The 12,476-nt window shown below is 62.1% G+C and carries 12 protein-coding genes and 2 pseudogenes; 2 read left to right on the forward strand and 12 right to left on the reverse strand.

Annotation, left to right across the window (positions count from 1 at the left end; all coding sequences use genetic code 11):
* Positions 1-106 (reverse strand): annotated as a pseudogene (locus IVA78_RS27690) (IS5/IS1182 family transposase); the annotation flags it as partial.
* 212 nt (positions 107-318) lie between these two features.
* Between IVA78_RS27690 and IVA78_RS27695 the strand changes: the two are divergent.
* Positions 319-1,311 (forward strand): chromosomal replication initiator DnaA, encoded by a 993-nt coding sequence (locus tag IVA78_RS27695; protein WP_247468745.1) that lies wholly within the window; start codon positions 319-321, stop codon positions 1,309-1,311.
* Between the two features lie 160 nt (positions 1,312-1,471).
* On the opposite strand, the gene IVA78_RS27700 is transcribed toward IVA78_RS27695, so the two are convergent.
* The 4 genes and pseudogenes from IVA78_RS27700 to IVA78_RS27715 form a co-directional block, all read right to left on the reverse strand.
* Positions 1,472-1,993, reverse strand: coding sequence for a hydrogenase (locus tag IVA78_RS27700; protein ID WP_247468897.1), 522 nt, complete (start codon positions 1,991-1,993; stop codon positions 1,472-1,474).
* Positions 1,994-2,008: 15 nt separating this feature from the next.
* Positions 2,009-2,219, reverse strand: a pseudogene (locus IVA78_RS27705) (SOS response-associated peptidase); the annotation flags it as partial.
* Positions 2,220-2,221: 2 nt separating this feature from the next.
* The gene (locus IVA78_RS27710; protein WP_247460462.1) at positions 2,222-3,094 is read right to left on the reverse strand and encodes a GIY-YIG nuclease family protein; all 873 of its coding nucleotides are present in this window, start codon (positions 3,092-3,094) and stop codon (positions 2,222-2,224) included.
* Positions 3,095-3,230: 136 nt separating this feature from the next.
* Complete coding sequence (locus IVA78_RS27715; protein ID WP_247460464.1) at positions 3,231-3,461, reverse strand: hypothetical protein; 231 nt, start codon at positions 3,459-3,461, stop codon at positions 3,231-3,233.
* Positions 3,462-3,758: 297 nt separating this feature from the next.
* Between IVA78_RS27715 and IVA78_RS27720 the strand changes: the two genes are divergently transcribed.
* A complete protein-coding gene (locus IVA78_RS27720; RefSeq protein ID WP_247460466.1) occupies positions 3,759-4,067 on the forward strand; it encodes a hypothetical protein in 309 nt (102 codons plus the stop codon).
* A gap of 311 nt (positions 4,068-4,378) precedes the next feature.
* On the opposite strand, the gene IVA78_RS27725 is transcribed toward IVA78_RS27720, so the two are convergent.
* The 7 genes from IVA78_RS27725 to IVA78_RS27755 all read right to left on the reverse strand — a co-directional run bounded on the left by IVA78_RS27725 (position 4,379) and on the right by IVA78_RS27755 (position 12,428).
* Complete coding sequence (locus tag IVA78_RS27725; protein WP_247460468.1) at positions 4,379-5,782, reverse strand: integrase family protein; 1,404 nt, start codon at positions 5,780-5,782, stop codon at positions 4,379-4,381.
* Positions 5,783-6,444: 662 nt separating this feature from the next.
* The gene (locus IVA78_RS27730; protein ID WP_247460470.1) at positions 6,445-7,677 is read right to left on the reverse strand and encodes a Zn-dependent hydrolase; all 1,233 of its coding nucleotides are present in this window, start codon (positions 7,675-7,677) and stop codon (positions 6,445-6,447) included.
* Complete coding sequence (locus IVA78_RS27735; RefSeq protein ID WP_247460472.1) at positions 7,670-8,455, reverse strand: ABC transporter ATP-binding protein; 786 nt, start codon at positions 8,453-8,455, stop codon at positions 7,670-7,672. Before IVA78_RS27735 ends, IVA78_RS27730 begins: the two co-directional genes overlap by 8 nt.
* Positions 8,452-9,225, reverse strand: a complete 774-nt coding sequence (locus IVA78_RS27740; protein WP_247280626.1) for an ABC transporter permease — start codon at positions 9,223-9,225, stop codon at positions 8,452-8,454. Before IVA78_RS27740 ends, IVA78_RS27735 begins: the two co-directional genes overlap by 4 nt.
* 71 nt (positions 9,226-9,296) lie before the next feature.
* The gene (locus IVA78_RS27745; protein WP_247468747.1) at positions 9,297-10,238 is read right to left on the reverse strand and encodes an ABC transporter substrate-binding protein; all 942 of its coding nucleotides are present in this window, start codon (positions 10,236-10,238) and stop codon (positions 9,297-9,299) included.
* Between the two features lie 106 nt (positions 10,239-10,344).
* Positions 10,345-11,073, reverse strand: a complete 729-nt coding sequence (gene hutC, locus IVA78_RS27750; protein WP_247460476.1) for a histidine utilization repressor — start codon at positions 11,071-11,073, stop codon at positions 10,345-10,347.
* A complete protein-coding gene (locus tag IVA78_RS27755) occupies positions 11,070-12,428 on the reverse strand; it encodes a formimidoylglutamate deiminase (protein ID WP_247468749.1) in 1,359 nt (452 codons plus the stop codon). The genes hutC and IVA78_RS27755 overlap by 4 nt, the downstream gene beginning before the upstream one ends.
* Positions 12,429-12,476: the final 48 nt, after the last annotated feature.

The following is a 12,476-nucleotide window of genomic DNA, read 5'->3' on the forward strand; positions in this document are numbered from 1 at the left end:
GCGGCATCTTCCGGGCGATCAGCGCCCATTCGGCATCGGTCAGATCGCTTGCGTAACGCAGTCCATCGCGCTGATACTGGATGCGAGCGGTTTTGGTCCACGGCATGGTGTCCTCCCTCGAATCTTTGCAAATCCGAAGGAATCACAAGCCGGCCAAAACCGCTCACCCTTTTTCGGTCAGGCTCTGAGAATGGGTTGGGCTATGGCGGAAGCAGCCGATCTGGTGGCTCCCGGCCTGAGGGCATTCGCGAAGCGCTCCTCCGCACGAGTAAGGAGATCATTACACTAGGCGCAAGCGATCCCGAGATGATCTCGTTAATGGGATTTTTCGAAGAGGACGTAGGCCCCGATACGATCAGCGATATGACCACGACGGTCATACTTGAGGACTTAGCGGCGATTACGGAGGACTTCTGCACGGCGAATGGAGTGCCGCTGTTTTCGTTCGAGATCGGCATGGGTCACATGCTGCCGAAGTTCGTTAGCAGGAATGGTCGCGAGGTGCCCATTGTCCTTATTCCTATGGACATTGTGCGCGAGCTACCCATTGCCAATGATTGGGAGCGCGCCGCGATGGAAAACGCGCGCATCCGTGACCGCGTAAACCGGTTTTTGGGCAGCATTGCCAGGCCCACGGTAGCGGATCGAAAAGATGCGCTTCGTTACGCGGCGATGGGATCGCAAGCCGATTTCGACTTCTTCTTGGCGGCTGTCAAAGCGAATGTCGGCAACTATGATCCGAACTTGGACGCACTCGGTTACTATCGCCTCAAAGCGATCATCGGGAACGGATTTGCTGATCTCAAGCAGGCAACCTCCTACGATTTGAAGCTTCCGCGCGTAGTGAAAGATACCATCACCCAATTCAAGCGGCACGTGGAAGCAGGCAATTTATGGGAGGAGCTTTGGGTCGGAAGCAAACCGAAGAAAGAGCGCGCCTCACAGCTTATCTACTATGCGATCGCAGACGCATTTTGCAAAGCGAACGATTTGGATATTTCGCCCGAAGCCAACATGGGTGGAGGACCGATCGATTTCAAATTCTCAAGTGGTTATCAGGCCCGCGTGTTGGTCGAGATGAAACGATCAGGCGGCACCGTCGTTCACGGCTATGAGAGGCAGTTGGAATTCTATAAGGCTGCCTCACAAACCGAATTTGGTCTGTTTGTGATCATCGACTACGGTGATCTTGGCAATAAGCTGAATGAGGTCAAACGCATTCGAGATGAACGTCTCAAGAATGGCGAGCGGGCCTCAGAAATCATCGTAATCGACGCCACTCGGAAGGCTTCGGCAAGCAAGAGAAAATGATGCAGGGCGCGGCCTACGCCGCCGCCTTATCTTCCTTGTCCGCGCCGCGCATTACGATCCTAAGCGCATCATCCGACAATGGTCGCTGCAACATCTTCGGCTCATCCCCGCGCGCATTCCCTTGCGGTCCTAGGGCAGCAGTCCAAGGAAAGCTGCCGCTCTAGACATTCTCGCTGCTAGGTTCCCTGAGCGCTGCGTTTCGTAGACCCCACAATACCAGGATGGTGGCTGTAAGTATCGACAGCCCAACTGAAACAAAGCCCACGGTTACGACGGCTTCTTGCCACGGCTGTGCGCTGTGACCGGTCGCCGTGATGGGGGACATCGCGGCCGTACCCCATATCGCGGCCAAGGTTGTCACAGCCCAATTGGCGTACGTGCCATACAACACTGTCCAATATGCGACGGTTTTCTGCGGCGGCCCTAGTATTACTTCGGACCAAATCGCACCAAGCGCAACAAGAAACGTTCCATTCATGACGCCTTCGAGATGTGCCGCTAGGCCCATTCGGGGGTTGTTCAGATTGGTTTCGACCAAGCCCGTTAAAAGACCGACCAAAAAGAGAAACATGCCATGCAAAGCAAAGCGCGCTTGCGGTGTTCCATTGCTCTGTTCCCTCGCCCGTTCAAGGCCGGTGAGCTTAGCAACAATGGTCAGCCGAAGCGACTTACCACATGCCATGCCTTCGGGCTGGCTCCGGCGCGTGCTCCGCAAGTAATGCCGGTCTCGTGCTTGGGCCAGCCGCGTAGATGCTCTCGCGGCCAGCATCGCTGTTACGGATCACCGGAGCCGGATAGTCCGGAAACACGCCGGGCATCGGGGCGAGATTGCCGACGTACCGATTGACTACGCGAAATAGAGCGCGGATCGCCTCTTGGTTCGTGGTGACGCTGTAGAGATTGCACATGTCTAGTTGTCATTCAGGCCATAGGGTTGGCGCGTGTGCAGCCGCTCTTTCCAATTACCTTCGAGCAATTGAACTTCTTCGGGCGGCATCGTGGGGGAAACGAGTTCTAGGATGGTGAAACGAAAATTTTTGGGGTCGCGCTGCCGCAACAACTTGTTCCCGCCGTGTCCGGAAGCCCCATATTGCCGCCACCTACCCAACAGGTTTTCCGAGCCATAGGCCGAGCCGACGTAGCCCTTCGCATCCGATCTGTCGAAAATGTAGTAGATGCCCCGCCACTCCGCGAGCTTCGCCTGCCAACGCTTTGGCAAGATACTGAGTTGGTCCCACGTGAGATCCAGTTCGTTCCATTTCTGCATTGCCGCATCGAGCGCACTGTCTTCTAGGACGGCGTGAACGGATATTCTATTGCGATCGGCGCGCCGCCACCAAGATCGCTCAGGCGGCGGCCAATCCACAATTAACTTGCCCTTCCAGTCCGAATAGAAATCCATCCATTTCAGGTCGAACCACAGACAAGTCGGTCGGCCGCCAGTCATGTATCCATGCATTCCCAATTTCTTTAATTCGGCAAGAGCCGGGACCTGCCAGTATTGTGCTTGCGTAAGAGGGCGTGATCTCCCGATCTCGTACAGGCCGACGAACAACGCCTTCCCGGACCCGTGTCGAATGAATGCAGCCACATGTTTCGCTGACAAAATGGCCTTCTCGATCTTTTCGCCGTGGGTTTGTTGATAGGCGTTGAACAAGTCTGGCCGATCCGCTGCCAACAGCGGAAATACTTTGTTTAACTCCGGCTCCTTGGGACGGTGGCGAAACACGATAACGCCGCGCGGATCAATGCCCTTACCCAAAAGTAATTCGTTCAATTCCATGTGCCCGATCCTGTTCGCGTCTCGGAGTAAGGCACATTAGTTCAGCGAATATAGTTTTTCGTGCCGTGAAAATGCTCTTGAGGGCCTTTATCCACGGTGAATGGTCGTCCGTTCGTCGTAGCATTGGGACGCTCGGTCACCACGACCGTCCACCTAAGACACGGCCCTTGGCAGGCGGCGGCTGCTCTTTCTTGAGCCGGTCCCGCTCGGCGCACAGTTCGTCGATCTTGTCTAGCATTCGATCCAACAGAGCTTCCGCCGATGCGCTCGGAATTCCCGCGCGTTGAAGCTGTCGGATTTCTACTCGCTGCCGCTGCACTCGCGCTCGCATGTGCTCGATCTCGCGCCGCAAGTCATCAAGCTGCATGGCTTTCCCCCTCTGCCAAGGGCCTTTTCGATCCCCCGGAGGACAGCGGTCACCGGGTGGCCCTGCCGCGTCCGATCCCATCCCACCGTGAACGAAATGAGAACAAATGGCAAGCCGCTGGACATCGGGCCGGTGACCTTTGGGGGACGCAAAAAGCGGTAGTAACGGCCGCCGACGATCGCCAACCGCTTGGTGAGGGCAGATTTGGAGCCCCGTAAGGAAGGGCCGTCGCCTACGGCAGGAACGGTCGGAGTTCGCTCCCGTTACACCCGTTCAACCCCAACGGAGCACTCGCACATGTTGAAGATCGCTCTTGTTTTGGCCGCGACCGCAGCGGCGCTGACAACTACCCCGTTCGCCATTCCGGCCAACGCCCGAGACGCCAAGATGGCCCAAGGCGTTGATGTTCAGATCGGGCGGGACCGCGAGGACCGCTACTACAGGGACCGTGACTACAGGGCCCGCGACCGCTACGACCGCGACACGACAGTTGGCGTCGGTCCGGGAGGCGTTACCGTCGGCCCAAGACAGCGCTGCCGCACGGAGACCGTCACGGTCGAACGTGATGGCCGCATGGTTACGCGCAGGGAGCGCCGCTGCGACTAATTCCGTCCGACAGGCGGATCGCGCCCTACATGCAACGTGGCTACCGGCAAGTTTGTTGGCTTTCCGTCCATTTTGAACAATGGACGGCAAGACTGGCTCCGACCCAGCTTCGCCCATTGCCCTTGGTGTCGGGGCCAGCCCATGTGGAGGGAGACCATGGACGGTAGGAGCACGGCCCGGATCGTCGCTTTCTGAATGGCGGGTATATACTTCGTTTGCATGGCGCTCGCGGCGATCAGCATGACCTAACTGCCGCTGAGCAATCTGCGGCCATTTCGTTTTCTCTGACCTATCGGTGATGCACTGAGCGGTCAGGCGACGAGGCGCAAGTCGGCTTTCGCGGACATCGCAGGCGCAGGCTCGGCGATGATCCGCCGTAGTTCTGCGGCCCACGCCTGCAGGACTTCTCGCTTCTCTTTCACCTCGCTCTCCTCGGCGTGGACGTAGTGCTTGCCGGTGACGGGTGGCAGCTTGATGCCGTCCTCCATCGTAACGCGATGATCCAAGCAAAGCGCAATCTTCGCCATTGGCTGACCGATCCGGCGTGCCCAACTCGCCGCTGTCCGCCGCAGATAGTGCGGCGTGAACGGCTTCAACCCTAGCAACTGGCAGATGCCGGGCGTTCTCACCTTGCCCTTGCGCTTGTCGCCACGCAGCGCGTCGGCCATCGCCTTGCGGTGCATCGGCTTGTTGTCGAGCGGGCTGGCGAATACGAAATCCTTGTTGTTGCCCTTCAAGGCCTCGTTGATGATCTCCACCGCGAGGCTAGACAGCGGCTGTTGGATCACCCGCCGTTTCTTGACCCGCTTGAGTGGCACGTCGAGACGCGGCTGCTCGCCGTCGAGGTCGATCACTTCGTTGCGATGCGCGCCGAGCAGTTCGGCGGAGCGCAGCATGGTGGCTAGCTCCAACTTGAGCGCGAGCCGGGTCCTCCGGTCCCATGGCGTCATCAGGTCCTCGCGGTCGAGGCCGTGCCAGAAAATCCTGATCTCGTCCTCGCTCAGGACGCGGGTGCGCGGATGCTCCGGATCGAGCGGCTCCAGATCACTGCACGGGTTGGCGGTGATGTACTCGCGCCGCAACGCCCACCGGAACATGCCCGATGCTGCCTTGCGCATGTGACGCGCGTTGCTGACCGACGGCTTGCCGCCGTGCCGACCCGCCACGATGTCGTCCGACAACGCCTGAATGTCGCCTCGGGTGACGTCGGCTGCGATCTTCCGGCCCAGCTTCGAGCCGATGAAGCGGCGCAGATGGCTCGCGGTGTTTTCCCAGCTTTCCAGCCGGGGCCGCATGTCGCCGTCCGCCTTGCGAACCGGCGTCTGCATCCACGCGATCCGCTCCTCGATGATCTCGTCGACCGTCTTGCCCCGCTTCGCCTGCCGCTCTTTCCGGTCGCGGAAGGTCTCGGCCATCGCGTCGCCGCCCATGCCCTTGAGGCCGTAGACCTTGCTCCGGGCGTCCTCGACGGTGAAGGTCTCGGGGTTATAGAGGCCGAGCCAGCCGGTTCGCTGCTTGCCGGTCGCCCGATCGGTGAACTTGAAGGAAAAGGTCGCCACGCCAGCCGTGGTGATGCTGACATAGAGGCCGGGGCATTTGCGATCGTAGAATTTGATCCGCTTGGCGACGCGCTTCTGGCAGAGGCGATCGGTCAGGATCATGCTGCCGTTGCGGGCGCGCTTGCCAGCGGGGGCAGGGGTGATGGTAGTATCCATTTCGGTTTCGGCTCCTAAGGCTTGGGACCAAAGGGCTCGGCTTTGGGACTTCCAGTTTGTCGTGCGGACGCTGAAAGGCTTAGGGCCGGGCCCTAGTTTTGACGAAACCCGCCGAAGCGCCCCGAAACAGGCTAGTCGAAAAAGGCTTATTTCAAAGGGTTTTTGTAGTTTCGGCGTGTTTCACCGAAGGCCAAAATATAGACGTGTGGTCCTGGCCGTCGTTGCTACGGTCAAGCTCTTGCGGATGCGGCATTGGCGTCAACCGGCGCGGTGTCCGTGACTTCTACGAGGGCGAGGGAGGCCAGAAGGAATTCGGCTCCCAGGAGAGCGCGGCATAAGCCGTCAAACCACTGCGCAGGGAAGGCCGTGTGTTGGGCTTCACCTGTATGCCGCTGTGCAGTTTTCTGCGTGTGCCTTTCGCACAGCGGACCGTGGGTGCCAGGTCAGCACCCGGCCTTCCCTGCGCCCTCCCGGCTTTGAGGGTGGAGCGACGAAGCAAAGCTCGGGCGAAACGTGCCGCGAGAATGCGAAGACGTGTCTGCGACCACACGCGCTGTCTTCGCCCAGCCTTGAACGGGCGATCCAGTACTCCGAGACCCTTGTGGATCAATCGACAGGCTGTGGCGTACTAAATTCCCCGCTTTCGCGGGGAGAAACTCGTTCTAACCGCCGAGGATGCGCCGACAGGCATCGACGAACACCTGCGCGCCGGTGACGATGTCGGCATCGGCGGTATTCTCGGTCCAGTGGTGGCTGATGCCGCCGATCGATGGTACGAACAGCATCCCCGCGGGCATGATCGTTGCCAGCATCTGCGCATCGTGCCCGGCGCCGCTGGGCATGCGGACCGATCGCCCGCCGGCCAGGGCCTTGCTTGCGGCTTCGATCGCATCCTGAAAGCCGGCGTTCATCATGGCCGGCGCGCCGGTGCGCAGTTTCTCCACCGTGACAGTGCAGGGGCCCTTCGCATTGACCTCGTTCGCCATAGTCCGCAGCAACTGCTCCAGCCGCGCGATGACCGCCGGGTCGTCGTCGCGGATCTGGAACAGTATTTCCGCGCCGCCAGGAATGATGCTGGGTGCGCCGGGATCGAGCGTGATGCGACCGGTGGTCCACACCGTGCGCGGGCCGCAGGCATCAGGGAAACGCTCGTCGATCGCGACGCAGAATTTGGCCAGCGCCAGGCCCGCATCCTTTCGCACGGCCATGCGCGTGGTGCCGGCGTGGTTCTGCTCGCCGACGAACTTGATCCGGTATTGCCAGATGCCGACGATGGAGGTCACGACGCCGATCGCGAGGCGGCCACTTTCGAGCGTGTCGCCCTGCTCGATATGCGCCTCCAGATATCCGACGTGCCGGCCGGGCGGGGCGGTGATGCGCGGACGTCCTGCGAGCCCCATGTCGGCGAGTGCGTCGCGCATGGTGCGGCCGCTGGTGCGGTCGCGGGCAGCATCGATGTCGGCCTCGGTCACCTGACCGACATAGGAGCGTGAGCCGAGGAAATGCCCAAAATGTCCTTCCTCGTCGCACCAGGCGGCGACCTCGACCGCGCCTTCGAACGAGGGATCGGCGTTCAGGACGCGTGCCGCCTCGAGCGCATAGACGACGCCGAGCGGACCGTCGAGCCAGCCGGCGTAGTTCTGGCTCTCCAGATGCGATCCCGCCAGCAGCTTCGGTCCCGGCTTCGCGCTGGTGCCGAAGACGTTGCCGATACCGTCGATGGCAGCGTAGAGGCCGGCGTCGAGCAGCTTCCGGATCAGCCAGTCCAGCGAAAGCTTGTGTGGCTCGGAGAAGGTCGGCTTGTGCACGCCGGTCTTGTAGGCGCCGATGGCGCGTAGCGCGTTAAGGTCGGCGAGGACGCGCTTCCCGTCGGCGCGGGGCCGGGTGTCAGGCATGTTCGGCAACCTTCAGCGCCTCTGTGCGAATCTCCTCGACCAGCCGCTCCTTGAGTTGGACGAATTCCGGCGTGGTCTTGATCTTGTAGGAGCGCGGATGCGGCAGGTCCACGTAGATCTCGGCCTTGATCCGGCCCGGGCGCGCGCTCATGACGACGACGCGGCTACCGAGGAAGATCGCCTCCTCGATGTCGTGTGTCACGAACAGCACCGTCTTCTGGTCGCGCTCCCAGATTCCCAGCAGCATCTCCTGCATCAAGGCGCGGGTCTGGTTGTCCAGCGCGCCGAACGGCTCGTCGAGCAACAGGATTTTCGGATCGTTGGCGAGCGCGCGGGCGATCGCGGTGCGCTGCTGCATGCCGCCGGAGAGTTGCTTCGGCCAGTGGTTCTCGAAGCCGGACAGTCCGACCTGGCGGATGAAGGCATCGGCGATCCTGTTGCGCTCCGCCTCGGGCACGCCGCGCTCGCGCAGGCCGAAGGCGATGTTCTCGCGCACGGTCAGCCAGGGGAACAGCGTGTAGGACTGGAACACCATGCCGCGATCTGCGCCGGGGCCGGTCACCTCGCGCCCGTCAAGCGTGACGCGCCCGCTGGTCGGGCGATCGAGGCGCGCGACGATGCGGAGCAGGGTGGACTTGCCGCAGCCCGATGGGCCGAGAATCGTAACGAAATCGTTGTTGCCGATGATGAGATTGGTCGGCTCCAGCGCCTTGGTCGGCGCGTTGCCGTGCCGTGCCGGGAAGGTGCGCGAAACCTGTTCGATCTTGAGCGTCGTCATGCGAGCTTCCACGGAAACAGCCAGGCGTTGAACGCCTTGAACAGGAAGTCCGAGATCAAGCCAATCAATCCGATCACGATGATGCCGAAGATGATCTGGCCGGTGTTGAGCAGCGCCTGACTGTCGGTGATCATGTGGCCGATGCCGGAGGACGAGCCGATCAGTTCGGCGACGATGACGTACGTCCAGGCCCAGCCCAGCACCAGCCGCAGGATCTCCGCGATCTCGGGCGCGGAGGAAGGCAGCAGCACGCGGCGGATGATGCCGCGGTCGCTGGCCCCGAGCGTATACGCCGCCTCGACCAGGTCACGGCGCGTCGCGCCGACGGTCACGGCGACCATCAGAATGACCTGGAACACCGAGCCGATAAAGATGACGAGCAGCTTCTGCAACTCGCCGATGCCGGCCCACAGGATCAGGAGCGGAATGAATGCGGAGGCAGGCAAGTAGCGCGCAAAGGAGACGAACGGTTCGAGGAACGCTTCGACCGGCTTGTAGGCGCCCATGAGCACGCCAAGCGGCACCGCGATGATCGCGGCGAGGGCGAAGCCGCCGACGACGCGCCAGATCGTCATGCCGATATCGTAGACGAAGCCCTGCTTGGCCAGCAGGTCATACCCTTCCTGCACCATGGTCAGCGGGTTGGCGAGGAAGGTCTTCGAAACATGGCCGCCGAGCGTTGCCCATGACCAGAGGGCAACGAACAGCACGAAGAATGCAAGGCCGTACGCCATGCGTTGCTTCGATGTCACGGGATCCAGGGGACGCATCAAACTGTCTATCCGAATAGCCGATCATGCGCCGGTCCCGCGCTTCAGCGGAACCGGCAACTTGCAGAAGTTTACTTGATGAAGCTGGCGTCGAAGAGGTCCTCGACCTTCGGCGCGGCCTTGATGATGCCGATTTCGAGCAGGAGGTCGGCGGCCTCCTTGTTGAAAGTCAGGAAATCGCCGGCGAAGAACTTCTGGTTCGCGGCCTTGTCCTGCCAGCGCAGATATTTCGCCGAATTGCCGAACTGCTCGCCGGTCTGCTTCACATCGGCGCCCATGATCTCGTAGGCCTTGGCCTGATCCTTGGCGATCATGTCGAGCGCCTCGAAATAGCTGTCGGCGAGCGCCTTGGCGGCCTTGGGATTCTCCGTCAGGAACTTCGGCGTGCAGCCAAAAGTGTCCATGACCATCGGGTAGTCGAGCGTGGTCGCGATGATCTTGCCCTTGTCCGGCGCGGCGCGCACGGTCGAAAGATAGGGTTCATAGGTCATCGCGGCATCGTTCTGGCCGGAGACGAAGGCCTGCGCAGCCGCAGCCGGCTCGAGGTTGACGACGGTGACGTCTTTCACCGACAGGCCATTTTTCTTGAGCATCCAGGCCAGCGCGAAATAAGGCGAGGTGCCAGGCGCGGAGGCCGCGACGGTCTTGCCCTTCAGGTCCTTGATCGAGGCCAGGTCGTTGCGGACGGCCATGCCGTCGGCGCCGTAGCTCTTGTCGAGCTGGAAGATCTGCTTGGTGGCAACCCCGTTGGCGTTCCAGGAGATCCAGGTCTCGACGGTCGTTGCCGCGCACTGGACGTCGCCGGAGGCGATCGCGAGGTGACGGTCCTTCTGCGGGATTTTCTTGATGGTGACGTCGAGGCCGTTCTTCTTGAAGATGCCGGCTTCCTTCGCCAGCGTCAGCGGCGCAAAGCCCGTCCATCCGGAGATGCCGATGCCGACCTTGATGTCGGCGAGCACCGGAGTGGAGGCCGCGAGGGCAATGAGTGTCACAAATACTTTCGAACTACGCATGATTGTCGTCCTCTTGCCGATCGATGGATTGACGTCGTGTTGATCCTTGTCGGTCCATTTGGACCGTTGCCCGAAGCATTGCAGGAATTGTGCCGCCATTATTCTCTCAGCCTCCCTTGAATCGTGCGACAAGGCGGTGAGAATCACCGGGATAGAGCAGGCGCACCGCGGTGATCGTGCGCGCGCTGCGCCAGGTATAGCGGTCGATCACGAGGCAGGGCGCGCCGACCGCGATGTCAAGTGCCTTCGCCGCGCGATGATCCGCAACAATGGCGCTGATGGTATGCTCGGCCTCGGTCCACGGGACATGGTGGAGCAGCCACGAGCCTGGCGGCTCGCGCGAGAAATCCGCGGTCGCAGCGTTCGGCACGGACGCAAGGTCGATCAGCCTGTCCTCGACGGCGAACGGCACGTTGTCGGCGCTATGCCGGCAGGCGATCGCGACCACCTTGCCGGACTTCTTGACGCCGAGGCGGGCGCGGTCAGCGGCGGTCGCTGTGCGCAGCTTGCGGCCGATCAGCTCGTAGCCGTAGCTGCGGCCGAGCGAGATGATCTCGGCACGGATGTCGGCGATCTTGAGCACGGCAGACTGATGCTGCGGCCGGCGCACGAAGGAGCCGGCGCGCCGCCGCCGTTCGATCAGGTCGGCTTGCGCCAGCTCCGACAGCGCCTTGTTGACCGTCATGCGCGAGCAGCCGTACCGCGCGACCAGCTCGTGCTCGAAGGGGATGCGATGCCCGGGCGGCCATTCGCCGGTCAAAATGCGCTTTTCAATATCGGCGCGGATTCGCTTGTAGAGCGTCGGCTTGTCGGCCGCATCGGTTGCGAGGCTCATGCGGCGAGCCTCCGGACCGAGGCCTTGAAGCGCTCGCGTGCGGCTTGGCGCAGCTTGTGCCGGCCACCCTCAACCACTTTGTCGCCGCCGGCCCAGACGCAATCGACCGCGCCGCCGTCGGCCGCGAAGATCCAGCCGTCGATGACGGCGTCGCGTGCGCGTCCCGCCAGCGATGGATGTGCCGTGTCGAGCGTGACGATGTCAGCGTGCGCTCCCGGCGCGAGGCCGACGGTCGTCTGCGCCAGCGCTTGTGCACCGCCCGCGAGCGCATGATCAAACAGCGTGCGTCCGGTCGAGCGCCCGGCGCCGCTGGAGAGCACGTTACGCTGGCGATGCTCGAGGCGCTGGCCATATTCGAGCTGGCGTAACTCGTCGGCGACGCCGATCAGCACGTTGGAATCGGTGCCCACACCGAACGTGCCGCCGGCATCGAGGAATTCGCGTGCCGGAAAGATGCCGTCGCCGAGGCTTGCTTCGGTGATCGGGCAGAGACCCGCGACCGCGCCGGTCTTGGCGAATGCGATGACTTCCTCATTCGTCGTGTGGGTGGCGTGGATGAGGCACCAGCTTTGATCGACCGGCGCGTGCTCCAGCAACCATTGCACAGGTCGCCGTCCCGACCATGCCAGGCAATCCTCGACTTCCTTCACCTGCTCGGCGGCGTGAATGTGCACCGGCCCGCCATCGGCAAGCGGAATGATCGACTTGAGCTCGTCAGGCGTCACCGCGCGCAGACTATGCGGCGCGATGCCGATATTGGCGCCCGGCAACCCGCTGATCGCCTTGCGCGAGGCGGCCATAAGGGCGGCGAACTGATTGACCGAGCAAATGAAGCGGCGTTGGCCTGCATGCGGCGGTGCGCCTCCAAATGAGCCGTGCGCATAAAAGCTCGGCAACAGCGTCAGCGCAATGCTTGAAGCTTCGGCAGCCTGTGCGATGCGCGCGGCCATCTCGCCGACGTCGGCGTAGGGCGAGCCGTCGCGATCATGATGGAGATAGTGAAATTCGCCGACGCGAGTGAAACCCTGCTCCAGCATCTCGATATAGAGCAGCGTTGCAACCGCCACGACGTCGTCCGGCGTCATCGCCAGCGCGAAGCGATACATCGTCTCGCGCCAGGTCCAGAAGGTGTCGGTGCTATCGCCGCGCAGCTCGGCGAGACCCGCCATGCCGCGCTGGAACGCGTGGCTGTGCAGGCTCGCCAATCCCGGAAGCGCGATTGCGTGGCGCTCGTCGCCGGCTACCGGGGCCACGCCCGGCGTCACCGCCGCGATCGCGCCGGCGGTGACGACCACCTGCACGTCATTGGCCCAGCCCGAGGGCAGGAGCGCGGAGGCGAAATGCAGTCGGGTCATGATTACACGCCGGCTGGACAGAACCGTCCCACGATCATATGTCTAGAC

The organism is Bradyrhizobium sp. 137 (genome assembly GCF_023074095.1).
Classification (GTDB): Bacteria; Pseudomonadota; Alphaproteobacteria; order Rhizobiales; family Xanthobacteraceae; genus Bradyrhizobium.